The sequence below is a fragment of the Stenotrophomonas sp. YJH_SMC_138 genome (assembly GCF_059369855.1).
This window is the reverse complement of record NZ_JCAFTB010000003.1, coordinates 150,410-173,019: the sequence shown is the minus strand read 5'-3', so window position 1 is coordinate 173,019 and position 22,610 is coordinate 150,410. Positions and strand designations below refer to the sequence as shown.

The window sequence follows — 22,610 nt, the reverse complement described above, 5'->3', positions numbered from 1 at the left end:
GCTGGCTGCATTGTGGCGCGGGACGGCCGCCGATACCTCACGAAAAATTGAATCCTGCGTGAGGATTCGTTGACCCGGGCGGGCGCAGCATGGCCCCGTCGCCCCTTCCCGGAGTCCGCCATGTCCCTCTCCCGCCGCCATCTGCTGGGCCTGGGCGGTGTCGCCACCGCCGCCGGCCTGTTCGGCCTGTTCGGCCTGGGGGCCTGCAGCCGCGCCGCCCCGGCCGCCGCCGAAGCGCGCCCGTCGCGACAGTTCGAGGTCATGCACAGTGATGCCGACTGGCGCCAGCGCCTGACCCCAGCGCAGTACGCGGTGCTGCGCCAGCAGGCCACCGAACGGCCCTGGAGCAGCCCGCTCAACAAGGAACACCGGCAGGGCACCTTCGCCTGCGCCGGCTGTGCGCTGCCGCTGTTCTCCTCGTCCACCAAGTTCGAGAGTGGCACCGGCTGGCCCAGCTTCTGGGCCCCCCTGCACAACGCCATCGGCGAAGACCGCGACGTCACCTTCGGGATGCTGCGGGTGGAGGTGCATTGCCGCCGCTGCGGCGGCCATCTCGGCCATGTGTTCAACGATGGGCCACGCCCGACCGGGCTGCGCTACTGCATGAACGGTGCGGCGATGGTGTTCGTTCCCGGCGCCACGGATGGCACTGCCGACGGCTGGCGGGTGCCGGTCGGTTCTTCCCCTGCTTCCGGAGCCTGACGATGCTGCTGTTGCTGCTTGCCTATCTGGGGGGCGCGCTGACCCTGCTCAGCCCCTGCATCCTGCCGGTGCTGCCGTTCGTGTTCGCGCGTGCCGATCGCCCGTTCCTGCGCAGCACGCTGCCGCTGCTGCTGGGCATGGCGCTCACCTTCACCGTGGTCGCCAGCCTGGCCGCGGTGGGCAGCCAATGGGTGGCACAGGCCAACCAGGTCGGACGCTGGGTCGCCCTGCTGCTGATGGCGTTGTTCGCGGTCGCCCTGCTCTGGCCACGACTGGCCGACCACCTGCTGGCGCCGTTCCAGCGCATGGGTGCCCGCCTGAGTGCGCGCGCCGATGCGGCGGATGCCGCGGGGCACGGCGGCGCGTGGACCTCGCTGCTGATCGGCATCGCCACTGGCCTGCTGTGGGCACCGTGTGCCGGGCCGATCCTCGGTCTGGTGCTGACCGGCGCCGCCCTGCATGGCGCCAGCGTCGGTACCACTGCGCTGCTGCTGGCCTACGCACTGGGTGCGATCACCGCATTGGCGCTGGCGGTGTGGATCGGCGGCCGGGTGTTCCGCGCGATGCAGGCGCGGCTCGGCCTCGGCGATGTACTTCGCAAGGTGCTGGGTGTGGCCGCGCTGCTGGCCGTCGTGGCGATCGGCCTCGGCTGGGATACCGGCCTGCTGACCCGCTTGTCCACGGTCAGCACCGCGCGTATCGAGCAACGCCTGCTGGATGCAGTGCCCGGCGCGCAGCCGGCGGCGCCGCCGATGATGATGGCCGGCGCCAATGCCGGTGCCGATGCAGCGCTGCCGGTGGAGGGCACGCTGCCCGCGCTGGACGGTGCCACTGGCTGGCTCAACAGCCCGCCGCTGAGTGCACAGCAGCTGCGCGGCAAGGTGGTTCTGGTCGATTTCTGGACCTATTCCTGCATCAACTGCCTGCGCGCGATGCCGTTCGTGCACGAATGGGAGCGACGCTACCGCGACCACGGCCTGGTGGTGGTCGGCGTGCACACGCCGGAGTTCGCCTTCGAGCGTGACCCACGCAACGTGATGAAAGCGGTGCAGCAGCTGAAGGTCGAGTACCCGGTGGCGCTCGACAACCAGTACACGATCTGGCGCGCCTTCAACAACCGCTACTGGCCGGCGCAGTACTTCGTCGACGCGCAGGGCAACATCCGCGGCCACCAGTTCGGCGAGGGCAACTATGCGCGCTCGGAACAGATGATCCGTCGCCTGCTGACCGAAGCCGGGCAAACCAATCTGCCGCCACCGGCCGATCCCGCTGCCGTCGGCCTGAAGGGCGTGGCCGTGCAGGCCGACATGGGCAACCTGCGTTCGCCGGAAACCTACCTGGGCCACGCCCGCGCCGAGCAGTTCGCCTCGCCCGGCGGGCAGCGCAGCGACGCCGCGTTCGACTACACGCTGCCGGCCACCCTGGCGTTGAACCAGTGGGGGCTGTCCGGGCGCTGGACCGTCACCGATGAGGCCGCACAGCTGCAGCAGGCCGGCGGCCGCATCGCCTTCCAGTTCCATGCGCGCGACCTGCACCTGGTGCTGGCACCGAGCGAGGACGGCAGGCCAGTGCGTTTCCGCGTCTGGCTAGACGGCAAAGCGCTGCCCGCCACCGATGCCGGCAGTGATGTTGGTGCCGATGGCAGTGGCGTCGTCGACGAGCACCGCCTGTACCAGCTGATCCGCCAGCGCGGCGCAGTCGGTCCGCATCGCTTCGAGATCGAGTTCCTCGATGCGGGCGTGCAGGCCTATGCCTTCACCTTCGGTTGAACCGGGAGGACATGATGAAACTCTCCTTTGAACAGGGCATCGCCGCCGGTGTGGCCGGCCTGGTGGCCACGGCCTTGATTGCCGGTGTGCTGCTGGTTGACCACGGCGCGATTGCGGCGCCGATCGAAGCCAGCGCGCAGATCCAGGCACTGCCGGCCCCCACCGGCGATGCGGCGTTCCGCGATGACGCCCCCCACGCCAGCGTGGTGTTCGCCGGTGGTTGCTTCTGGGGCGTGCAGGGCGTGTTCCAGCACGTCAAGGGCGTGAGCAATGCCGTGTCCGGCTACATCGGTGGCAGTGCGGCCAATGCGCGTTATGAGCGCGTCAGCGGTGGCCAGACCGGGCATGCCGAAGCAGTGAAGATCAACTACGACCCGCGCCAGGTCAGCTACGGGCAGCTGATGCAGGTGTTCTTCTCGGTGGTGCACGACCCGACCCAGCTCAATCGGCAGGGGCCGGACCACGGCAGCCAGTATCGCTCGGCGATCTTCAGTGACGACGCACGCCAGCAGGCTGCCAGCCGCGCCTACATCGCCCAGCTCGGCCAGGCCGGCAGCTACCGCGCGCCGATCGTCACCCAGCTGGTCAGCGGCCAGCGCTTCTACCCGGCCGAGAGCTACCACCAGAACTACATGACCAACTACCCGCAGGCGGCCTACATCCGCTACTACGACGCACCGAAGCTGGCCGCGCTGGGCAAGCAGTTCCCGGCGCTGTACCGGCGCGAGGCGGTGCTGGTGCCGATGCGGTAGCCGGCATTCCCCCTTGGGCTGACCGACGCTCGGCGGTGCTCTCTGTAGAGCCGAGCCCACGCTCGGCTGCTGTTGGCGGAAGTGCAGCCGAGCATGGGCTCGGCTCTACACACAGAAAAAGACGCACGGCCATCCAGCCGTGCGTTTGGGAAGTATCGGCCGTGCCCCGATCAGGCCCGGCCGACAACGACATGCTAGGCTCGCCATCATCATGGGTACAGCACCAGATGGTGGGAAATTCGATGGATACAGATGACCAGAGCGCGATGATCCCACCCCGCTACCAACGGCTGTCCGACGAGCTGGCCGAGGCCATCCACGGCGGACGCCTTCCGGTTGGCAGCCGCCTGCCTTCGCTGCGGCAGATGGCCCTGCAGCGCAGGCTCAGCCTGAACACGGTGATTGCCGCCTATCGCCAGCTGGAGGACGCCGGCCTGGTCATTCCGCGGCCCAAAGCCGGCTTCGAGGTGGCGCCGCGCTTGTCGGTGCCAGAGCGTTCGCTGCGTGATACCCCGTCCGCACCCACCGCACCACTGCAGCAGGTGCTGATGGCCCGCGTGCTGGAAGCACAGCGCCGCCCCGGTGTGATCGACCTGGCCTTTGCCGGTCCGCGCGGGCGCCAGTTCTATCCGGGCGCGCAGCTGGCCCGGCATACCGCACAGGTGCTGCGCCACGGCCAGCAGACGGTGGAGACCTACGCGCGCCCCAACGGCTCGCCACGGCTGCTGGCGCAGATCGTGCGGCGTGGCCCGCGCATGGGGCTGCACACCCACAGCGAACGCCTGCTGCTGACCCATGGTGCGATGGAGGGCCTGCAGCTGGCGCTGCGCGCGGTCACCCAGCCCGGTGATGCGGTCGGCATCGAGGCACCGTCCTACTTCAACCTGTATCCGTTGCTGGCCAACCTCGGCCTGCAGGCCATCGAGCTGCCCACCCATCCGCAGCACGGACTGGATGTGGATGCGCTGGACGCGCTGCTGCAGCACACACCGCTGGCCGCGCTGGTGGTGATGCCGACCGTGCACAACCCGCTCGGCTGCACCATGCCGACCGCCGCCAAGCAGCGCCTGGCCGAGCTGGTCAACGCACGGCAGCTGCCGCTGATCGAGGACGCGGTGTACGCCGAGCTGCAGTTCTGCGAACCGCCGGCGCCCCTGCTGAAGGCCTTCGATCGCGACGGCTGGGTGATGGTGGTCGGAGGTTTCTCCAAGACACTGGCGCCGGATTACCGCATCGGCTGGCTGGATGGCGGCCGCTTCGCCGAGCGCATCGCGCTGCTGAAATTCCAGTCCACCGGCGGCGAGCCGCAGCTGCTCGGTGACGCGGTCGCGGCGTATCTGGAAGCGGGCAGCTACGAGCACCACCTGCATCGCATGCGCCGGCTATACCGCGAACAGGTGGGACGGCTGCGCCAGCTGGTGGCCGAGCACTTCCCGGCCGGCACCCGCGCCACCGAACCGCAGGGCGGATTCCTGCTGTGGCTGGAACTGCCGGGCGTGGATACGCGCGAGCTGTTCGAGCGAGCGCTGCAGGAGGACATCGTGTTCATGCCCGGCCAGGTCTATTCACGTGGCGCGCGATACCGCCACTGCCTGCGGCTGTCGTGCTGCCAGACCCTGGATGCGCGCTTCATTGGCGCGGTGGAACGACTGGGCGCGATCGCGCGGGAGCTGGCGGCCGCAGCACGGTAGTGCCGGCCGCTGGCCGGCAACATCGGGATCACCGGGTGGACGCGGTTGCCGGCCAGCGGCCGGCACTACCCAGGATCACTCGAGCAGGTGCGCGCTCAGCGCTTCGCCATCCGCTCCCGGCAGATGCGGCAGCCGTCCCCAGCACGGCATCGGCAGGCGCTGCTGCAACGTGGCGATGTTCTCATCCTGGCGCTGCATCGCAGGGTCGATGTGGTTGCCGATCCAGCCCAGGCACTGCACGCCGCTGGCCTGCAGCGACTGCGCAGTCAGCCGCGCATGGTTGACGCAGCCCAGCCGCATGCCCACCACCAGCAGCACCGGCAACTGCAGTGCTCGCACCAGGTCCAGCTGGTCCAGCGTGGCCGAGACCGGCGCCAGCCACCCACCGACGCCTTCCACCACCACGATGTCGGCCTGCGCGCGCAGTCGCGCGAACGCAGCCACGATCGGCGCCAGTTCCACCTGCACGCCGTCCTCGGCAGCGGCCAGCTCCGGTGCCAGCGGCTGCCGCAGCGCATACGGGTTCAGATCGGCATAGTCCGGCACCGGCCAGCTGGCCGCCTGCAGCGCCAGCGCGTCTGCGTTGCGCAGGCCCTGCCCCAGGTCTTCGCTGCCGCTGGCCACCGGTTTCATGCCCACCGCGCGCAGGCCGCGCCGGCGCAGCGCATGCAGCAGCGCGGTGCTGGCCGCGGTCTTGCCGATCTCCGTATCGGTGCCGGTAATGAACAGGGCGGGCGGCAGCGTAGCGGGCAACGGCATCGATGGGCTCCAACAGGGCAACAGAGCGTGCATTATCGCCGGCCCGGCGCGCTTGCTAGACTGCGGGCATGTTCGCCAATGCCTCGCTTACCGGCAGCAAGCCGGAACAATACGCCCAGCTGCTGGAACAGGCCCGTGGCCTGGTCTACGCCGAGTCCGACCGCATCGCCAACGCGGCCAACCTCTCCGCACTGGTCTACCACGCCCTGCCCGACCTGAACTGGGTGGGTTTCTACCTGTACGACGGCACGGAGCTGGTGGTCGGCCCGTTCCAGGGCCTGCCGGCCTGCGTGCGCATCCCGCTGGACAAGGGCGTGTGCGGTGCCGCCGCCAGCCAGCGCGTGACCCAGCGCGTGGACGACGTCGATGCCTTCCCCGGCCATATCGCCTGCGATTCGGCCTCGCGTTCGGAACTGGTGGTGCCGCTGCTGCGCGGCGATGAACTGATCGGCGTGTTCGACATCGACAGCCCGAAGATCGGCCGCTTCGATGCCGATGACCAGGCCGGCCTGGAAGCCATCGCCCGCGTGTTCGTCGAGGCGCTGGGATGAGCGCACCGAAGCTGCGCAACATCGGCCCCAAGAGTGCAGCGTGGCTGCGCCAGGTCGGCCTGCGCAGCCGCGAGGACCTGGTTGCGACCGGCGCAGTCGGCGCCTTCGTCAAGGTCAAGCGCGCCGGCTTCAAGCCCAGCCTGAACCTGCTGTACTCGCTGGAAGGCGCGCTGCTGGACTGCCACTGGCAGGAACTGAGCGAGCCGCAGCGTGAGGCGCTGGTGCAGGATTACGAAGCACGCATCGCCGCGCATCCGCTGAAGGCGGCCGGCCCGGCGTCGGGTCCGGTGCATGAGCAGCGCTTCGATGCCGACGATGACGCGGAAGACAGCGTGACCGAGGATGCGGACGAGGATTGACGGCCTGGTAGTGCCGGCCGCTGGCCGGCAACTGCATGATCTTCGCAGCGTTCCCGAGACTGCCGGCCAGCGGCCGGCACTACCGATGGGTTACGGCTGCTGCAGTTCCAGCAGCTCGCCTGCCAGCCCGGCTTCGCCACGTTCCAGCCGTACCCGCAGGCGCGTGCCGTGGTCGATGCGCAGTGCCCAGCACAGCGACATCGGCAGGCCGCAGACCTGCGACAGCACCATGCGCAGCGGGCCGCCATGGCTGACCACCAGCGTTGGCACCGGGTCGTCATCATCGAGCAGTCGATCCAGCGCGCGCGCGATACGCCGCTCGAAGTGGCCCCAGCTTTCACCGTTGGGCGGTGGGAATGCATGCGGATCGGCATGGAAGGCCGCCAGTGCATCCTCCGGCAGGTCGAACAGCGACTGCCCGTCCCAATCGCCGAAATCCAGCTCTTCCCATTCCTCCTCCGCTTCCACGTCCAGCCCGCGCGGCGTGGCCAGGGCCATCGCCGTGTGCAGCGAGCGCAGCCGCGGCGAACTGATCACCCGTTCCCAGGGCTGCGCAGCGTAGGCGTCGACCAGTTCCTGCGGCAGGCGGGCCAGCTGCGGTGGATCGCTGCGGCCATCGAGGAACTCATCGCGACCGTTGCCGGCATGGCGGACCAGGTCGAGGATCATGCGTGCGTCCTGTACAGGCAACGCGGGAACAGCGGAAAACGGGCGGACATCGGCAACGGCACCACGGGATCGAGGGACCATTCTAAGGGCACAGCAAAGGCAGTCGGGTACGCTCGACGCTACGGGCCGCCTGCGATGCCGTAGACTGCGCGCACTTCCAGGTGACCTGCAGCCACGGCCGGCAGGTTGAAACGGGAAGCCGGTGACGCGTGAATCCACGCCAGGCCGGCGCTGCCCCCGCAACGGTAAGCACGTCAGTTCCAGGCAACAACGCCACTGTGCCGCAGGCATGGGAAGGCGCCTGGACGGTGGCCTCGCGCCACCCGGCGGCAAGCCCGGAGACCGGCCCGGAAGCCTCAGGTCGCGGTGCGGTGGGCATGGCGCTGGATGACCGCAGCCTGCGCTGCGGCGTCGGCGCATGCCTGCCTTCGCGGCTCCTCCCCTTCGCCACGCGGGCGTGCGTGGCACCTGGAGTCCCCCATGAAGCTGCAGTCCCGAATGCTGTCCCTGGCCGTGCTGGCCGCCCTGCCCGCGCTGGCCCAGGCCGCCGATGACACCACCGCGCTCGACCAGATCCTGGTCACCGCCACCCGCACCCCGATCGCCCTGCAGGACAGCATCGCACCAGCCCAGGTGATCGACCGCGCGCAGATCGAATCCAGCCAGGCCACCTCGTTGCAGGAACTGCTGCGCGGCCGCGCCGGCATCAACCTGACCAATGCCGGCGGGCTCGGCAAGCAGAGCTCGCTGTTCCTGCGCGGCACCAACTCGGGCCACACCGTGGTGCTGGTCGATGGCGTGCGCATCAACAGTGCCGACCTCGGCCTGGCCATGTACCAGGACCTGCCGCTGGCGCAGATCGAACGCGTGGAAATCGTGCGCGGCCCGCAGTCCAGCCTGTACGGCGCCGACGCCATCGGTGGCGTGATCCAGATCTTCACCCGCCGCAACCAGGGCGATTTTGCTCCGCACTTCCAGCTCGGTGGTGGCAGCAACGGCCTGCGCGAAGCCAGCGGCGGCATCGGAGGTGGCACCGAACGCGGCTGGTTCGGCGCCGACATCGCCTACCAGCATTCCGATGGCGTCGATGCCTGCCGTGGCTCGGCGACGCTGTTCACCGGCTGCTTCGCTGACGAACCCGACCGCGACGGCTACCGCAACCTGTCCAAGAGCCTGCGTGGCGGCTACACCTTCAACGACCAGTGGAATGTGGAAGGCAGTGCGCTGCGCGCCGACGGCAGGAACCACTACGACGGCTATTACAACTACTCGGAAACCCGCCAGCAGGTGCTGGCCGGCAAGGTGCGCTACACCCCGTCCGGGCGCCTGGCGTTCACCGCCAACGTCGGCCGCAGCGACAACGAATCGGACAACTTCGGCGACTTCGGCGCACGCGGCAGCGCGCAGACCCACCGCGATAGCGCCTCGCTGCAGGGTGACTTCACCTTGACCGGAAGCCAGCTGCTGAGCACCGGCGTGGACTGGAGCGAAGACAACCTGGACGGCAGCAGCGCGGGCTACCTCGTCGACAGCCGTCGCAACACCGGCGTGTTCGTGCAGTACCAGGGCCGCTTCGGCCGCCATCAGCTGCAGGCCAGCGCACGCAACGACGACAACCAGCAGTTCGGCAACCACGCCACCGGCAGTCTCGGCTGGGCAATGCAGCTGGACCACGGCCTGCGCGTCAATGCCAGCTACGGCACCGCCTTCAAGGCACCGACCTTCAGCGACCTGTACGACCCGTGGAGCGGCGTGCCGACGTTGAAGCCGGAGAAGTCCAAGAGCGCCAACCTCGGTGTTTCGCAGCAGGGCCAGGGCTGGCATTGGGGCCTGGACGTGTACGAGACCCGCATCGATGACCTGATCACCTACGATGCGTCCACGATGAAAATGCAGCAGGTGGAGAAGGCGCGCATCCGTGGCGCCGAACTGACCGGTGGCGTGCTGCTGGCCGGCTTCGACCTCAACGCGCAGCTGAGCTACACCGACCCGCGCAACCGCACCCATGGCAGCACCCAGTTCGACAACTGGCTGCCGCGCCGTGCACAGCAGACCGCGCGCCTGGACGTCGACCGCCGCTTCGGCGATTTCCGCGCCGGCCTGACCGTGCAGGGTGCGGGCAAGCGCTATGACGATGCCGCCAACGCGGTGAAGGTCGGCGGCTACGGCACGCTGGACCTGCGCGCCGAGTACGCGCTGACGCCGGCGTGGTCGCTGCTGGCACGTGCCGCCAACGTGTTCGACCGCCGCTACGAGACGGTGGCGTGGTTCAACCAGCCCGGCCGCGAATACCAGCTGAGCGTGCGTTACCAGCCGAAATGAAGGCGCGCGCCGGGCATCGCCCGGCGTCGATCTACTGTAAAGCCGAGCCCATGCTCGGCTCACGCAATGAAGCAGCCGAGCGTGGGCTCGGCTCTACACCCGAACGCCCGCGGCCAACCCCGGCAACTCACGCAGGTCGTCAATCACCGCCACCGCCTGTGCGGTGGCCAGGTCCAGGCCACGCGGATAACCGTAACGCACCAGTGCGATCGGCATGCCCGCCTCTTCAGCGGCGCGGTAGTCGGTCAACGAATCACCCACCATCAGGCAGGCATCCACCGCCAGCCCGAAGTGCGCAGCGATGTGCCGCAGCGGCTCACCGCTGGGCTTGCGCTGCGGCAGCGAATCGCCGCCCAGTACCAGCGCGAACGCATCACCAATGCCCAGGTGCTGCAGCAGTGGCGGCACCAGCGCTTCGGGCTTGTTGGTGCAGATCGCCAGCGGAACAGCGCGTGCACGCAGCTGCATCAGCGCTTCGGCCACGCCATCGAACAGGCGCGGGCTGCGCAGCAGGCACTCACGGTAGTGCACCATGAACACCGGCATCACTTCGGCCAGGTCGACCTCACGACCCGCGGCGTGCACGGCCTGCTCGACCAGGCGGCGCACACCGTCGCCGATCCAGCCCAGAACCGTGGCTTCCGGCACGCGTGCCATGCCGATGTCTTCCAGCGTGCGGTTCAGTGCTTCGGCGATATCAGCTGCGCTGTCGACCAGCGTGCCATCTAGGTCGAACACGACCAGCGGATAGGGATACGACAAGGGACGGCACCTGCACGACGTGGGGCCGCCCATTGTACGCCGCTGGTTTCTGCGCCGATCCGCCTCAACCGATCCGGCGTGCGCGGGTGGCCAGGAACGTGGGCAGGTAGCGGTCGATCAGGAAGCGCGGCTGCGGCTGCCAGTCTTCCATGAAGCGATCGATGACGAACCCCGCATCCAGCTGCCCGCCGATCAGTTCGGTCAGGCTGTGGCCAAAGGTCAGCGCATCGCCGCGGCCGAGTTTCGCCTCACGTTCTGCGGCGGGCAGGTCTTCCAGGTCCGAATAGGGAATGGCGTACTGCGGCCGGATCAGGCCCTGCGCATCGAGCTGCGGATCGCGCGCGCCGACGAACAGCACCGGGTTGTAGAAGCTGGCCATCAACATGCCGTCGCGCGCCAGCACGCGGCGGCATTCGGTCCACACCGGGCGCACGTCGGGTACGTACAGGTTGGAGATCGGATGGAACACCACGTCGAAGCTGTCGTTGGCGAATACGTGCAGGTCGCGCATGTCGCCCTGCACCGTGCGCAGCTGCAGGCCATCGCGCGCCGCCACGCTGCGGTCCTGTTCCAGCTGCCCGTCGGAGAGATCGAACACGGTGACGTCGGCGCCCGCAGCGGCCAGCACCGGTGCCTGCTGGCCCCCGCCCGAGGCCAGGCACAGGATGCGGCGGCCACGCACATCGCCCAGCCAGTCCAATGGCAGCGCGCGTGGGGTCAGATGCACCTGCCAGCGGCCTTCGCGCGCGGCGGCAATGGTTGAACTTTCCACCGGGCGCGACCATTCGCGCACTTCGCTGGCCTGGCGGTCCCAGGCAGCACGGTTGTGGTCGATCAAGGCCTGTCCATGGTTCATGTGTTCTCCTTGCCCGGTGGGCGCCAATCCAGATCCTGGAAGGCCGGGCTGGCGAAACACTCGGCCAGGTAGTCCAGGAATCGCCGCATGATAGCGGGCTGCTGTCGCCGTGACGCGTACACGGCATGAATGCCGAGTTCGTCCAGGCTGAATTCGGGCAGCAGTTCGATCAGCTCGCCGGTACGCAGCAGCGGCGCCACCTGGTAGGTCGGCAGCATGGCGATACCGGCACCGGCCCGCACCGCCTCCAGCAGCAGCGAGGCCTCGTTGGCGCTGATGTTGCCGCCCACCGCCACCGACAGCGAACGGCCGTCTCGGTGCAGCTGCCACAGGCTCTTGCCGACGTAGTGGTGGGTCAGGCAGTTGTGCGCGGCCAGATGCTCGGGAGCAGTCGGCGTGCCGCGTGCCTGCAGGTAGGACGGCGTCGCGCACAGCACCGAGCGGCAGGTGGCCAGCCGCCGCGCGATCAGGCTGGGATCGATCTGGCGCGCGATGCGCACGGCCAGGTCCACCCGCTCCTCCACCAGGTTCACCGTGCGGTCGACCAGCAGCAGCTCGATGCGTGCCGCCGGATGGCGCGCAACAAAGCCGGCCACCGCCCGCGCCAGGTGGCTCTGCCCGAACGACACGCTGGCAGTCACCCGCAGCGTGCCATGCGGCTCGGGATCATCGCTGGCCAGCTCGCCCTGCAGTTCCTCGCCGATCGCCAGCATCTGCCGGAAGCGCGCCAGTGCCGCCTCGCCCGGGCCGGTCAGGCTGACCCGGCGCGTGGTCCGGTGCAGCAGGCGTGCGCCCAGCCAGCCCTCGACCTCAGCCAGGTAGCGGCTGACCATCGCCCGCGACATGTCCAGCACCTCTGCCGCCGCGGTCAGGCTGCCGCGCTCGGCCACCTCGACGAACACGGTCATGGCGGTCAATCGGTCCATATGCTCGATCCATGCAACAAACAAGCGCGTTATACGCTGTTTTTCGAGCGACTGCAGCGGCCTAGAGTGGCGCCATTCCCACCCCACAGCGCCCCACGGAGTCCTGCCATGAAGATCGCCCTCGTTGGTTCCACCGGCAACATCGGCCGCCAGATCGCCCGCCACGCGCTGGCCCGCGGCCACGAACTCACCGTCATCGTGCGCAGCGCGCAGGACCTCCCGGCCGAGCTGGCCGGTGCCCATCCGGTGATCGCCTCGCTGGATGACCAGGACGCGCTGGTTGCCGCCATCGCCGGCCACGACGTGCTCGCCAGTGCCTACGGCCCGCGCCCGGGCGATGACATCGGCCGCGTCGGCGAGGTCGCCGCGCAGCTGGCGGCTGCCGCGCGCAAGGCCGGCGTGCCGCGCCTGGTGGTGGTTGGCGGTGCCGGCAGCCTGGAAGTCGCACCCGGCGTGCAGCTGGTCGACACCCCCACCTTCCCGGAGGCCTACAAGCCGTACGCGCTGGCCCACCGCGAGGCGTTCAACCGCCTGCAGGCAGTGGACGACCTGGACTGGACCTTCTTCTCGCCGGCCGCCGAAATCGGCCCGGGTGAAGAGCGCGGCCAGTACCGCGTGCAGCCCAAGGCGTTCCTGGCCGATACCAGCGGCCACAGCCGCATCAGCTACGCCGACTATGGCGCGGCGTTCGTCGCCGAACTGGAAGCGCACGCGTATCCGAAGCAGATCATCACCGCAGCGTATTGATCCACGCACGTCCCATGTAGAGCCAAGCCCGCGCTCGGCTCTACGCGAACATGCAGCCGGGCATTGGCCCGGCTCTACACAAGGAATTCCCATGCGTACCGCTGCCCTGCTGCTTCCCCTCGCCCTGGCCGCCAGCTTCACCAGTGCGCCGCTGCTGGCCGCACCGGCCACCACGGCGCCGGCGGCGGCGACGAAATCCCAGCTGCACCTGCAGACCTTCCATCCCGGCCCGCAGGCAATGTTCCCGGTGTCCTCGGTGCTGATCGAAGGCCGCCACGACGCGATCCTGGTCAATGCGCAGTTTGGTGCCAGCGATGCGCGCAAGCTGGTCGAGCTGATCCGCGCCAGCGGCAAGCAGCTGACCACGATCTACATCAGCCACGGCGATCCGGACTACTACTTCGGCCTGGCCACCCTGCAGGACGCCTTCCCGCAGGCACGCATCGTCGCCACCGCGCAGACCGTCGCCCACATCCAGCAGACCCAGGCCGGCAAGCTGGCCTACTGGGGACCGAAGATGGGTGCCGACATGCCCGCGCGCATCGTGCTGCCGCAGGTGCTGGATGGCGATGCCCTGCAGCTGGAAGGCCAGCGCCTGCCGCTGATCGGCCTGGATGGCCCGACCCCGGACCGCACGGTGCTGTGGGTACCGTCGCTGCGCGCGATCGTCGGTGGCATTCCGGTGGTCGCCGGCGAGCACGTGTGGATGGCCGATACGCAGACGCCGAAGTCGCACACCGACTGGCTGCAGACCCTGCAGCGGTTGCAGGCACTGAAGCCGAAGGTGGTGGTGCCGGGGCATTACGCGCCGGGTGCGGCGCTGGATGCCAGTGCGTTGCGCTTCACCGCGGACTACATCCGCGCGTTCGATGTCGAGACGGCAAAGGCCAGGGACAGTGCGGCGCTGGTGAAAGCAATGCAGTCGCGCTACCCGAAGCTGGATGGCGTCGCATCGCTGGAGCTGAGCGCGAAGGTGGCCAAGGGCGAGATGCAGTGGCCTTAAGGTAAAGGGTTGTTTTGCAGGGCTGCGCCCTGCACCTGTTCAATGCAACGGCAACAGCTGGATATCTGTGGGTTGGCGGGGTGGGTCCGATGGCAGGGGACGCCGTGAATCCGTCCATGGAGGCTCGGTCGCGCCATCCATGGCGCTCACGCCCCCGCAACCGGACCCACCTCGCCTTCGACAGATCTCGGCAATCTGCTGGGGTCGGATCCCGTTGCTGCGCAACGGGCTCTGACCCCGCCTTTGCCGATCAGAGGGATGTGGAATCGTTCGGTCCGTGCTCGAACAATTCCCCCTGCACCATGGCCTCCTTTTCGCGGAACCCACCCAGCCCGACGCCGACCAGGCGGTAACGCGTCTCCGCCGGCAGGTCGACGCGGGCGCGCAGGGCCAGTGCGATGTCGCGCAGTTCTTCCATCGATTCCGGCGGGCGCTCCGGGGTGAAACTGCGGGTGAGGATGCGGAACTGCGCGGTCTTCAGCTTCAGCACCACGGTGTGGCCGACGCGTTCGGTCTTGCGCGTGGCATTCCAGGTCTTCTCCGCCAGCTGCACGATCGCCTCGCCCAGGTCTTCCAGCAACAGGTCCTCGGCAAAGGTGTCCTCCGAGGAGATCGACTGCACCTGCTGGTCCGGTTCCACCGGCCGCTCGTCGATGCCGCGTGCACGGTTGTACAGGCTGCGGCCGAAACTGCCGAACGCCTCTTCCAGGTCGACCAGGGACCACCGCCGCAGGTCGCCGCAGGTGACGATGCCACGCGCGGCAAGTTTGCCTTCCATCACCTTGCCGACGCCGGGCACCCGGTTCACCGGCAGCGGCAGCAGGAACGCGTCCACCCGCTGCGGTGGAATCACGAACTGGCCATCGGGCTTGCGCCAGTCCGAAGCGATCTTGGCCAGGAACTTGTTCGGCGCGATCCCGGCTGAAGCGGTCAGGTTCGTCTCCTCGCGGATCTGCGCACGGATGGTGCGGGCGATGTCGGTGGCCAGTTCGATGCCGCTCTTCGGCTCGGTCACGTCCAGGTAGGCCTCGTCCAGCGACAACGGCTCGACCAGGTCGGTGTGGCGCAGGAATATCTCGCGTACCTGGCGTGACACCGCCTTGTAACGTGCAAAGTCCGGCGGCACGAAGATCGCGTCCGGACACAGGCGTTCGGCGCGCAGCGCCGGCATCGCCGAACGCACGCCGAACACGCGTGCCTCGTAGGACGCCGCACACACCACCGAGCGCGCGCCGCGCCATGCCACAACCACCGGCTTGCCGCGCAGTGACGGATCGTCGCGCTGCTCCACCGACGCGTAGAACGCGTCCATGTCGACGTGGATGATCTTGCGCAGTCGGGTCATGTCAGGCGGAAAGGGCGGGGGCGTGTCGAACGGGCCACACGCCGAAGTATGGTCGTTGCACATCAACAGGATGCGCGTATTCCATTGAAAACACTACGGTTGCGTACGGTTGAAATGTTTGATCGGCGCAGTTTCCACGGGCATCCTCGAACGCTTGTTTCCCTGTTTCCCCGCTTCCAGGATTGTGCTTCATGACCCGTCTCCACGCGTTCAACCGCGAACAGCTGCTGGCCAGCGCACGCGGTGAACTGTTCGGCACCGCCGCCGGCCGTTTGCCCAACGATCCGATGCTGATGTTCGACCGCATCACCGACATCCACGAGGACGGCGGACCGCACGGCAAGGGCATGGTACGCGCCGAGCTGGATATCCGCCCGGACCTGTGGTTCTTCGGCTGCCACTTCATCGGCGACCCGGTCATGCCCGGCTGCCTGGGCCTGGACGCCATGTGGCAGCTGACCGGCTTCTTCCTGACCTGGCTGGGTGCCCCCGGCAAGGGCCGCGCACTCGGCTGCGGCGAGGTGAAGTTCACCGGCCAGGTACTGCCGGACGCCAAGCTCGTGCGCTACGAGATCGACATCAGCCGTGTCATCAACCGCAAGCTGGTGATGGCCCAGTCGGACGCCCGCATGTACGTGGATGACCGCGAAATCTACAGCGCGCGCGACCTGCGCGTCGGCCTGTTCACTGAAACCGGGAGCTTCTGATGCGTCGCGTCGTCATCACCGGCATGGGCATCACGTCCTGCCTCGGCAATGATCTGGATACCGTTTCGGCCGCGCTGCGCGAAGGGCGCTCGGGCATCACCGCCTTGGCCGACCATGCCGAAGCAGGCCTGCGCAGCCAGGTCGGCGGTCGCGTCGACCTCGATCTGGAGGCGCTGATCGACCGCAAGCAGAAGCGCTTCATGAGCGACGCGGCGGCCTTCGCTTACCTGTCCATGCGCGATGCCATCGCCGATGCCGGGCTCAGCCCCGAGCAGGTCAGCAACCTGCGCACCGGCCTGATCGCCGGTTCCGGCGGCGGCTCCAGCGAATGGCAGATCGGCGCGGTCGACCTGCTGCGCGAACGTGGCGTGCGCAAGGTCGGCCCGTACATGGTGCCGCGCACAATGTGCTCGACGGTCTCGGCCTGCCTGGCCACGGCCTACCAGATCAAGGGCGTCAGCTACTCGCTGTCGGCCGCCTGCGCGACCTCGGCGCACTGCATCGGCGCTGCCGCGGACATGATCCGCCACGGTGCGCAGGACATCATGTTCGCCGGTGGCGGTGAAGACCTGCACTGGTCGATGAGCGTGATGTTCGATGCGATGGGCGCGCTGTCGACCAGCTTCAACGAAACCCCGGCCAGCGCCTCGCGTCCGTACGACAAGGACCGCGACGGCTTCGTCATCGCCGGTGGCGGCGGCATGCTGGTGCTGGAGGACTACGACCACGCCGTTGCGCGTGGCGCGCGCATCCATGCCGAGCTGATCGGCTACGGCGTGACCTCCGATGGCGCCGACATGGTCGCGCCGTCCGGCGAGGGCGCGGTGCGCTGCATGAAGATGGCACTGCAGGGCGTCGATCGCCCGCTGGACTACCTCAACACCCACGGCACCTCGACCCCGCTGGGCGATGTCACCGAGCTCAACGCGATCCGTGAAGTGTTCGGCGATGCGGTACCACCGCTGTCCTCGACCAAGGCGCTGTCCGGCCATTCGCTGGGCGCGGCCAGCGTGCACGAGGCGATCTACTGCCTGCTGATGATGCGCGATGGCTTCGTCGCCGGTTCGGCCAACATCGGCGAGCTGGACCCGAAGGTGGAGAGCTTCCCGATCCTGCGCGAGAGCCGCGAGCAGAAGCTGGACACGGTGATGTCCAACAGCTTCGGCTTCGGTGGCACCAACGCTGCGCTGGTGTTCGCGCGGGTGTGATTGAACAGGTGTGCCGACCAACGGTCGGCACCCACCAGAAGATGTGGAGCCGAGCCCATGCCCGGCTCAGTGCCAACCAAGGTCGGCACCCACCGCTACTTCGGCAGCAGCGGCAGCAGCAGGGCGTGCGCGTCCACCAGCGAGCCGACGATGCGGTGGCCCAGTGCGCGCAGCTCTTCATCCGGATGCACCAGGTCCGGCACCTGGATCACGGTCATGCCGGCGGCCAGTGCGGCCCGCGTGCCGGCCGGTGAATCTTCCAGCGCCAGGCAACGTTCGGGCGCCTGGCCCAGCCGCTGCGCGGCCAGCAGGTAGATATCCGGCGCCGGCTTCGGCCGCGCCACATCACCACTGGTGATCACGGCATCGAAGTACGGCAGCAGGCCTGCGGCCGCCAACTTGCGGTTGGCGCGCGGCTGCCGCGTGGTGGTCGCCACCGCACGCGGTACCGCGTGTGCCTTCAGCAGCTCCAGCAGCTCCAGGATGCCCGGCCGCAGCGGCAGCCCGGTCTGCGTGCGTGCTTCGTACAGTTCATGGCAACGTGCCGCCACCGCGTCGATCACGCTGTCCTCGATGCCCTGCGCGCGCAGCAACGCATGCGTATCGTGGTCGCCGAGGCCGACCATGCGCAGGAATACCGCTTCCTCCAGGCCCAGCCCGAATTCGTCGGCGGCCTCGCTCCAGCAGGCCAGCGAGACCCGCTCGCTGTCGATCATCAAACCGTCCATGTCGAAGATGACGGCGTCGGGCAGGAACGGCAGCGCAGCGAAGGGGGTCATGGAGCGAACAACGTATCCAGGTCGGTGGAAGTGAGCTGCCGCCATTGCCCTTCGTCCAGCCCCTGCAGGTCCAGCCCGCCGACGCGGCTGCGGTGCAGGGCCTGCACGTGGTTGCCGGTGGCGGCGAACATGCGGCGTACCTGATGGTAGCGGCCTTCATGCAGCACCAGGCGTGCGCGACGCGCCTCCAGCACTTCGAGTTCAGCCGGCAGCAGGGGCGTCTTCTCGGACTCCAGCATCAGCATACCGCTGGCGAACAACGCCACTTCGTCGCCGCGCAGGTCCTCGCTCAACTCGACTTCGTAGACCTTCGGCAGCTTCGACTTCGGCGAGATGATCCGGTGCAGCAGGCCGCCATCGTCGGTCAGCAGCAGCAGGCCACTGGTCTCGCGGTCGAGGCGGCCCACCGTGGACAGCACCGGATCACGGTCGCGGAAGCGCGGCGGCAGCAGGTCGTAGATCAGGCGGCCGGTGTCCTTGGTCGAACAGGTGTAGCCGGCGGGCTTGTGCAGCGCGATCGACAGCCCCACCGGCGGGTCCAGCGGCTCGCCATCGACGCGGATCGCCTCGTGCGGCACCTGGTCATCGGCGTACAGCACCTCACCGTCGGCGTCGGTGACGCGGCCTTCGCGGAACATCCACTGCACCTGCTTGCGGCTGCCATAGCCCAGGTTGGCGATGAGCTTGACCAGCTTCACTTGCCCTTCCCCTTCACTGCTTCAACCAGCTTGAAACCGTCGCGCTCGGCGACCACGCGCACCGCACCGAAGCTGTCGTTGAGGGTGTGCTCGTACGGCAGATGGCGGTTGGCCACCACGTACAGGCGCCCGCCCGGGCGCAGCGCCTGCGCGGCCACGGCGATGAAGCGCTGGCCGATGTCCGGGCGGTCGGCACGCGACGGCGTGTGGAACGGCGGGTTGCTGATGATGACGTCGTAGCCCGGCTCGATGCCGGCGGTGACGTCGCGCCACAGGAAGCGCAGCGGCAGCGCGCGCGGCGGCGGCGCCAGGTTCAGTTCGGCCAGGGCCAGCGCACGCTGCTCGGCCTCGTACAGGTCCAGCGCGGTGATCTTCGGGCAGCGTTCCAGCAGCTCGCGCGAGAGATAGCCGTAGCCGGCGCCAAGGTCGGCGGCGCGGCCGGCCAGGTCGGCCGGCAGGTGCTCGGCCAGCAGCGCCGATGCCGGATCGATGCGGTCCCAGGCGAACACGCCCGGGCGGCTGAGGAAGCGTCCGCCCATGATCGGGCGCACCGCATCCAGCGCCGACCAGCGCTTGGCCAGGTCGGCGTCGTGCTGGCCCTGCAGCGGGGCGGTCCAGTACACGCGGCAGTGGTTCTTGGTCAGGCAGCCGCCGAGACCGGCCAGCTGCTTGAGGTCGCCTTCACCGGAGCGCGCGCCTTCGTTGTTGGACTGGCAGGCGACGATACGGCCGCCCTCGGCGACCAGCGCCAGCGCGCGGGCGAACAGCGCACGGGCTTCTTCACGCTGGCGCGGCGGCAGCACCAGCACCAGCGGGTAACGGCCCTTGCCGGCCACATCGTCCAGCTGGCCGCTGACGGTCCAGCCGGCGGCCTGCTGCAGCGGCTGCGCGAACGGGGCAAAGCTCTGTTCGCAGTGCAGCTCGCAGTTGCCGGCCGCTTCGCGCAGCGGCCAGCCATCGCGGGCACGCAGGAAAGCCACCGGGCCCTCCGGCCAGCGCAGGGCGCCTTGGGAGAACGGCAGGAGCAGGGTCTGCAGGGGGGCGTCGTCGCTGGAGGCCATCGGCGCGGGTACTTCAAGCGTGAGGGCCGTCCATTGTACCGGCTTGGCCGGGCCGGCCCCGGCAGGCCGCTTTGCGAAACCCGAACGGGGCCTTGATCTGCCAGAAACATTGAAACGTTCAGGGTAGAGGCTCCCCCGGAAACCCAGGAGAACCTGCATGCGAGCCTTGTTCGTCGGTGGCGTCGTCGACAACAGTGAAATGGACCTGGAAGGCAGCCATCCGCCCGTGCACTACCCCGAGGACACCGGCGGCGGGCACTCGCGTTATCGGCTGCACCAGGTCGGCCATGGCGCCGATGGCAGCGTGGCCTATGCGGTATATGGCGCACCGGACCTGGCCGATGACGAGGTGGCCCGGGTGGCGGAAGAACGCGCCTACGCGCGCCGGTTCGAAGCGACGCCGACCTTGTTCGAGCATTGACACACCGGTAGCGCCCGAGCCCACGCTCGGGCGACGGCGCAGCCGAGCGTGGGCTCGGCTCTACATCCGATCAAGGCGCCTTGGGTGGCAGGCGGTTGATGCTGGCGATTTCATCCAGCCACACGTGGTGCTGCTGCACCGGCGTGTCGTAGTCATCCAGGCGCAGCTGGCCGTTGCTGCCTTCATCACCAGCGACGTTGCGGTACTGCTGCACGGTTGGCCTCACGGCCACCGTGCCGAGCAGGCGGCGGCCATCGTGCAGAATCAGTTCCACCTGCGTTTCGCCTTCCAGCTGGGGCAGCAGGGCTTCCAGGCGCGCGATCTGCGCCGGATCGGTATGGATACGGGGAGCTATGCGGGACATCGGCGACCTCCTGCATGCAGGGTCGCCGATCGGCCGTGAATGCTCAGTGCAGCGCGCTGTCGGCGCGGGGTACCTGCACCTTGCGTACCGCAGCCACCAGCTGCGCCACCGAGTACGGCTTGGCCACGTGTTCCTGGAAACCCGACGCCAGCGCACGGCGGCGGTCATCGGCACGCGCCAGCGCGGTGACGGCGACCGCGGGCAGGGTCGTGGCATCCACGCCCATGTCCTCGCGCAGCGTGCGCACCAGGCCATAACCATCCATGCCCGGCATGCCGATGTCGGTCAGCATCACGTGGTACTGCAGATGGCCGGTGTCGGCCAGCAACGCCAGCGCCTCACCGGCCGAACTGGCCGCCGACACGCTGGCGCCCTGCTCTTCCAGCATGCGCCGCAGGTACTCCAGCACTTCCGGCTGGTCTTCCACCGCCAGCACGTGCATGCCGCGCAGCGGATACGGCTCGACGATCACCGGTTCCAGGATCGGCCCGCTGATCACTTCGCGCAGCGGGCGCCGCTCGGCATCGGGAAGGTGCTGCGGCAGGCGCACGGTGAACGTAGCGCCATGGCCGTGCCCCTCGCTGGCCGCGGCGACCGTGCCGCCATGCAGTTCGACCAGCTGCTGCACGATCGCCAGGCCCAGTCCCAGTCCACCGTGGCGCCGGGTGGTGGTGCCATCGGCCTGGCGGAAGCGGCTGAACAGGTGATTGAGGAATTCGGGTGCGATGCCATCACCGGTGTCGCGCACGGTGATCTCCCAGTGGTTGCCGTCGGCACGCAGCTGCAGGTCGATGCGGCCTTCAGCCGGGGTGAACTTGATCGCGTTCGAGAGCAGGTTCCAGAACACCTGCTGCAGGCGCGTGGCATCGCCCAGCACCAGGCTCGGCTGTTCGGGCAGCTGCAGGTGCACGTCCAGTGCCTTGCCTTCGGCCACCAGTTCCTGCGCGCCGATGGCCTCGCCCAGCACCGTGCGCAGGTCCAGCACTTCCACCTCCAGCTGCACCTTGCCCAGCAGCATGCTGCTGAGGTCCAGCATGTCCGAGATCAGCCGCTTCTGCGCACCGGCGCTGTTGGCGATCACGTTCAGGCCCTTGTACAGAGGGCTGGTGTTGTCCACGCGCTGCAGCAGCAGCTCACTCCAGCCGAGGATGGTGGTCAGCGGCGTACGCAGTTCATGCGACAGCGTGGCCAGGAACTCGTCCTTCAGCCGCGCCATGTTCTCCGCAGCGCTGCGCGCGGCACGCTCGGACTGCAGCAGTTCCTCGCGGGCCAGTTCGATCTCGCGGCGTTCGGTCACGTCCGGGCTGCTGCCGGCCAGGCCGATGAAGCGGCCCATCCGCGAGAAACGCGGGCGTGCGTTCATCTCCAGCCAACGCCACTGGCCATCGGCGCGCCGCGCACGCACCAGCGCGTGCATCGAACGCTGCGCCTTCAGCGCTTCCTGCAGTTCGTATTCGAATACCGACGCATCGTCCGGATGCACCAGGCCGCGCCAGACATCTTCCGGCACACGCGTCTCGTCGCCACCGAAGAACTCGCTGAAGGCGCTGTTGACGAAACGGGCATGGCCGCGCTCGTCGAGCACCCACACCGGCATCGGCAGGCCGTCGGCCAGCGCGCTGAAGCGCGCTTCGCTCTCGCCCAGCTCCACTTCCATCTGCTTGCGTGCAGTGATGTCGAAGAACAGGATGCCGACCTTGTCCTCGCCCGGCCGGCCCACGCGCACCGCATCGACCGCGAACGAACGACCCAGCGCACGCGCTTCCATCTCGAACTGGGCAGGACGGCCGCTGCGTGCGACCTCGCCGTAGATGCGGAACCAGTCCTGCTCATGGTTGGGTTCCAGCTCGGTCATGCGCTGTCCACGCGCATCCTTCAGCCCGGTGTGGCGCTCGAAGGCATCGTTGACCTCGAGGAAACGATAGTCGACCGCACGATCGCCCTCGAACAGCACCTGGATCACGCAGAAACCAGCGTTGATGCGCTCAAGCACGCCATGATGCAGGTCGGGTTCGGGCGCCTGCACCATCATCGGTGGGCGCTCCACGAGGGGCGGCAGTGTGGACAAGGGCGTCTGGACGGGCCGGATTGGAAGCACAGCATCTTCCAAAGCGCGTATTCACAGCGTCAAGCGCCGTCAGTCATGGTTGACGACGATG

At 68.5% G+C, this 22,610-nt stretch carries 23 protein-coding genes and 1 riboswitch; of the genes, 12 read left to right on the top strand and 11 right to left on the bottom strand.

All coding sequences use genetic code 11. The features are described from left to right. Nucleotides 1-120: 120 nt before the first annotated feature. The 4 genes from msrB to AC5P7I_RS08965 all read left to right on the top strand — a co-directional run bounded on the left by msrB (nt 121) and on the right by AC5P7I_RS08965 (nt 4,914). Nucleotides 121-702: a peptide-methionine (R)-S-oxide reductase MsrB gene (gene msrB / locus AC5P7I_RS08980; RefSeq protein WP_262088261.1), complete on the top strand. Its 582-nt coding sequence runs from the start codon at nt 121-123 to the stop codon at nt 700-702. A gap of 2 nt (nt 703-704) precedes the next feature. Further along, nucleotides 705-2,471, top strand: a complete 1,767-nt coding sequence (locus AC5P7I_RS08975) for a cytochrome c biogenesis protein DipZ (RefSeq protein WP_262088262.1) — start codon at nt 705-707, stop codon at nt 2,469-2,471. Between the two features lie 14 nt (nt 2,472-2,485). After that, entirely contained in the window at nt 2,486-3,223 is a 738-nt protein-coding gene (gene msrA, locus AC5P7I_RS08970; protein WP_262088263.1) for a peptide-methionine (S)-S-oxide reductase MsrA, read from the top strand. A gap of 242 nt (nt 3,224-3,465) precedes the next feature. Beyond that, entirely contained in the window at nt 3,466-4,914 is a 1,449-nt protein-coding gene (locus tag AC5P7I_RS08965) for an aminotransferase-like domain-containing protein (RefSeq protein ID WP_014645822.1), read from the top strand. A 75-nt stretch (nt 4,915-4,989) separates the two neighbouring features. Here AC5P7I_RS08965 and bioD read toward each other — a convergent pair whose 3' ends face one another. Beyond that, nucleotides 4,990-5,673, bottom strand: a complete 684-nt coding sequence (gene bioD, locus AC5P7I_RS08960) for a dethiobiotin synthase (protein ID WP_111205890.1) — start codon at nt 5,671-5,673, stop codon at nt 4,990-4,992. A 68-nt stretch (nt 5,674-5,741) separates the two neighbouring features. Between bioD and AC5P7I_RS08955 the strand changes: the two genes are divergently transcribed. After that, the gene (locus AC5P7I_RS08955; protein WP_014645821.1) at nt 5,742-6,224 is read left to right on the top strand and encodes a GAF domain-containing protein; all 483 of its coding nucleotides are present in this window, start codon (nt 5,742-5,744) and stop codon (nt 6,222-6,224) included. Then, on the top strand, nt 6,221-6,583 hold the full coding sequence (locus AC5P7I_RS08950; RefSeq protein ID WP_014645820.1) for a TfoX/Sxy family protein: 363 nt from the start codon (nt 6,221-6,223) through the stop codon (nt 6,581-6,583). The genes AC5P7I_RS08955 and AC5P7I_RS08950 overlap by 4 nt, the downstream gene beginning before the upstream one ends. Before the next feature lie 90 nt (nt 6,584-6,673). Here the strand turns inward: AC5P7I_RS08950 and AC5P7I_RS08945 are convergent, their stop codons facing one another. Continuing rightward, complete coding sequence (locus AC5P7I_RS08945; protein ID WP_049408270.1) at nt 6,674-7,252, bottom strand: histidine phosphatase family protein; 579 nt, start codon at nt 7,250-7,252, stop codon at nt 6,674-6,676. Between the two features lie 142 nt (nt 7,253-7,394). Further along, nucleotides 7,395-7,617, top strand: a riboswitch (cobalamin riboswitch). 115 nt (nt 7,618-7,732) lie between these two features. On the opposite strand from AC5P7I_RS08945, the gene btuB reads away from it, so the two are divergent. After that, a complete protein-coding gene (gene btuB / locus AC5P7I_RS08940; protein WP_111205891.1) occupies nt 7,733-9,574 on the top strand; it encodes a TonB-dependent vitamin B12 receptor in 1,842 nt (613 codons plus the stop codon). 93 nt (nt 9,575-9,667) lie between these two features. Here btuB and gph read toward each other — a convergent pair whose 3' ends face one another. From gph to AC5P7I_RS08925, 3 genes are all read right to left on the bottom strand, one after another. Then, nucleotides 9,668-10,336 (bottom strand): phosphoglycolate phosphatase, encoded by a 669-nt coding sequence (gene gph / locus AC5P7I_RS08935; protein ID WP_126411685.1) that lies wholly within the window; start codon nt 10,334-10,336, stop codon nt 9,668-9,670. A 64-nt stretch (nt 10,337-10,400) separates the two neighbouring features. Next, on the bottom strand, nt 10,401-11,192 hold the full coding sequence (locus AC5P7I_RS08930; RefSeq protein ID WP_014645816.1) for a class I SAM-dependent methyltransferase: 792 nt from the start codon (nt 11,190-11,192) through the stop codon (nt 10,401-10,403). Then, entirely contained in the window at nt 11,189-12,118 is a 930-nt protein-coding gene (locus AC5P7I_RS08925; protein ID WP_014645815.1) for a LysR family transcriptional regulator, read from the bottom strand. The genes AC5P7I_RS08930 and AC5P7I_RS08925 overlap by 4 nt, the downstream gene beginning before the upstream one ends. A gap of 108 nt (nt 12,119-12,226) precedes the next feature. Here AC5P7I_RS08925 and AC5P7I_RS08920 point away from each other — a divergent pair, with 108 nt between their 5' ends. Beyond that, a complete protein-coding gene (locus AC5P7I_RS08920) occupies nt 12,227-12,865 on the top strand; it encodes an NAD(P)-dependent oxidoreductase (protein WP_032959230.1) in 639 nt (212 codons plus the stop codon). Nucleotides 12,866-12,956: 91 nt separating this feature from the next. Beyond that, nucleotides 12,957-13,868: an MBL fold metallo-hydrolase gene (locus tag AC5P7I_RS08915; protein ID WP_262088264.1), complete on the top strand. Its 912-nt coding sequence runs from the start codon at nt 12,957-12,959 to the stop codon at nt 13,866-13,868. A gap of 250 nt (nt 13,869-14,118) precedes the next feature. Here AC5P7I_RS08915 and dinB read toward each other — a convergent pair whose 3' ends face one another. Beyond that, entirely contained in the window at nt 14,119-15,213 is a 1,095-nt protein-coding gene (gene dinB, locus AC5P7I_RS08910) for a DNA polymerase IV (protein WP_262088265.1), read from the bottom strand. Between the two features lie 191 nt (nt 15,214-15,404). Here dinB and fabA point away from each other — a divergent pair, with 191 nt between their 5' ends. Both fabA and fabB read left to right on the top strand, forming a co-directional pair. After that, nucleotides 15,405-15,920: a 3-hydroxyacyl-[acyl-carrier-protein] dehydratase FabA gene (gene fabA, locus AC5P7I_RS08905; RefSeq protein WP_014035851.1), complete on the top strand. Its 516-nt coding sequence runs from the start codon at nt 15,405-15,407 to the stop codon at nt 15,918-15,920. Next, nucleotides 15,920-17,128 (top strand): beta-ketoacyl-ACP synthase I, encoded by a 1,209-nt coding sequence (fabB, locus tag AC5P7I_RS08900; RefSeq protein WP_197621166.1) that lies wholly within the window; start codon nt 15,920-15,922, stop codon nt 17,126-17,128. The genes fabA and fabB overlap by 1 nt, the downstream gene beginning before the upstream one ends. 95 nt (nt 17,129-17,223) lie before the next feature. Here fabB and AC5P7I_RS08895 read toward each other — a convergent pair whose 3' ends face one another. Genes AC5P7I_RS08895 through AC5P7I_RS08885 form a run of 3 tightly spaced genes read right to left on the bottom strand, consistent with a single transcriptional unit; the run spans nt 17,224 to nt 19,666 of the window. Further along, the gene (locus tag AC5P7I_RS08895) at nt 17,224-17,907 is read right to left on the bottom strand and encodes an HAD family hydrolase (protein WP_014645810.1); all 684 of its coding nucleotides are present in this window, start codon (nt 17,905-17,907) and stop codon (nt 17,224-17,226) included. Then, nucleotides 17,904-18,605, bottom strand: coding sequence for a pseudouridine synthase (locus tag AC5P7I_RS08890; protein WP_169412348.1), 702 nt, complete (start codon nt 18,603-18,605; stop codon nt 17,904-17,906). Before AC5P7I_RS08890 ends, AC5P7I_RS08895 begins: the two co-directional genes overlap by 4 nt. Further along, nucleotides 18,602-19,666: a class I SAM-dependent methyltransferase gene (locus AC5P7I_RS08885; RefSeq protein WP_262088266.1), complete on the bottom strand. Its 1,065-nt coding sequence runs from the start codon at nt 19,664-19,666 to the stop codon at nt 18,602-18,604. Before AC5P7I_RS08885 ends, AC5P7I_RS08890 begins: the two co-directional genes overlap by 4 nt. 157 nt (nt 19,667-19,823) lie before the next feature. Between AC5P7I_RS08885 and AC5P7I_RS08880 the strand changes: the two genes are divergently transcribed. Further along, nucleotides 19,824-20,087 carry a hypothetical protein gene (locus AC5P7I_RS08880; RefSeq protein WP_005407925.1) on the top strand — a complete coding sequence of 88 codons (264 nt, stop codon included), beginning with the start codon at nt 19,824-19,826 and terminating at the stop codon, nt 20,085-20,087. A 70-nt stretch (nt 20,088-20,157) separates the two neighbouring features. Here AC5P7I_RS08880 and AC5P7I_RS08875 read toward each other — a convergent pair whose 3' ends face one another. After that, complete coding sequence (locus AC5P7I_RS08875; RefSeq protein WP_032959238.1) at nt 20,158-20,451, bottom strand: DUF3247 family protein; 294 nt, start codon at nt 20,449-20,451, stop codon at nt 20,158-20,160. 43 nt (nt 20,452-20,494) lie between these two features. After that, nucleotides 20,495-22,483: a hybrid sensor histidine kinase/response regulator gene (locus AC5P7I_RS08870; protein WP_014645806.1), complete on the bottom strand. Its 1,989-nt coding sequence runs from the start codon at nt 22,481-22,483 to the stop codon at nt 20,495-20,497. Nucleotides 22,484-22,610: the final 127 nt, after the last annotated feature.

Coding starts and splice junctions, on each gene's coding strand:
- msrB (WP_262088261.1), top strand. CDS start 121: ATGTCCCTCTCCCGCCGCCATCTGCTGGGCCTGGGCGGTGTCGCCACC.
- AC5P7I_RS08975 (WP_262088262.1), top strand. CDS start 705: ATGCTGCTGTTGCTGCTTGCCTATCTGGGGGGCGCGCTGACCCTGCTC.
- msrA (WP_262088263.1), top strand. CDS start 2,486: ATGAAACTCTCCTTTGAACAGGGCATCGCCGCCGGTGTGGCCGGCCTG.
- AC5P7I_RS08965 (WP_014645822.1), top strand. CDS start 3,466: ATGGATACAGATGACCAGAGCGCGATGATCCCACCCCGCTACCAACGG.
- bioD (WP_111205890.1), bottom strand. CDS start 5,673: ATGCCGTTGCCCGCTACGCTGCCGCCCGCCCTGTTCATTACCGGCACC.
- AC5P7I_RS08955 (WP_014645821.1), top strand. CDS start 5,742: ATGTTCGCCAATGCCTCGCTTACCGGCAGCAAGCCGGAACAATACGCC.
- AC5P7I_RS08950 (WP_014645820.1), top strand. CDS start 6,221: ATGAGCGCACCGAAGCTGCGCAACATCGGCCCCAAGAGTGCAGCGTGG.
- AC5P7I_RS08945 (WP_049408270.1), bottom strand. CDS start 7,252: ATGATCCTCGACCTGGTCCGCCATGCCGGCAACGGTCGCGATGAGTTC.
- btuB (WP_111205891.1), top strand. CDS start 7,733: ATGAAGCTGCAGTCCCGAATGCTGTCCCTGGCCGTGCTGGCCGCCCTG.
- AC5P7I_RS08930 (WP_014645816.1), bottom strand. CDS start 11,192: ATGAACCATGGACAGGCCTTGATCGACCACAACCGTGCTGCCTGGGAC.
- AC5P7I_RS08925 (WP_014645815.1), bottom strand. CDS start 12,118: ATGGACCGATTGACCGCCATGACCGTGTTCGTCGAGGTGGCCGAGCGC.
- AC5P7I_RS08920 (WP_032959230.1), top strand. CDS start 12,227: ATGAAGATCGCCCTCGTTGGTTCCACCGGCAACATCGGCCGCCAGATC.
- AC5P7I_RS08915 (WP_262088264.1), top strand. CDS start 12,957: ATGCGTACCGCTGCCCTGCTGCTTCCCCTCGCCCTGGCCGCCAGCTTC.
- dinB (WP_262088265.1), bottom strand. CDS start 15,213: ATGACCCGACTGCGCAAGATCATCCACGTCGACATGGACGCGTTCTAC.
- fabA (WP_014035851.1), top strand. CDS start 15,405: ATGACCCGTCTCCACGCGTTCAACCGCGAACAGCTGCTGGCCAGCGCA.
- fabB (WP_197621166.1), top strand. CDS start 15,920: ATGCGTCGCGTCGTCATCACCGGCATGGGCATCACGTCCTGCCTCGGC.
- AC5P7I_RS08895 (WP_014645810.1), bottom strand. CDS start 17,907: ATGACCCCCTTCGCTGCGCTGCCGTTCCTGCCCGACGCCGTCATCTTC.
- AC5P7I_RS08885 (WP_262088266.1), bottom strand. CDS start 19,666: ATGGCCTCCAGCGACGACGCCCCCCTGCAGACCCTGCTCCTGCCGTTC.
- AC5P7I_RS08880 (WP_005407925.1), top strand. CDS start 19,824: ATGCGAGCCTTGTTCGTCGGTGGCGTCGTCGACAACAGTGAAATGGAC.
- AC5P7I_RS08875 (WP_032959238.1), bottom strand. CDS start 20,451: ATGTCCCGCATAGCTCCCCGTATCCATACCGATCCGGCGCAGATCGCG.
- AC5P7I_RS08870 (WP_014645806.1), bottom strand. CDS start 22,483: ATGATGGTGCAGGCGCCCGAACCCGACCTGCATCATGGCGTGCTTGAG.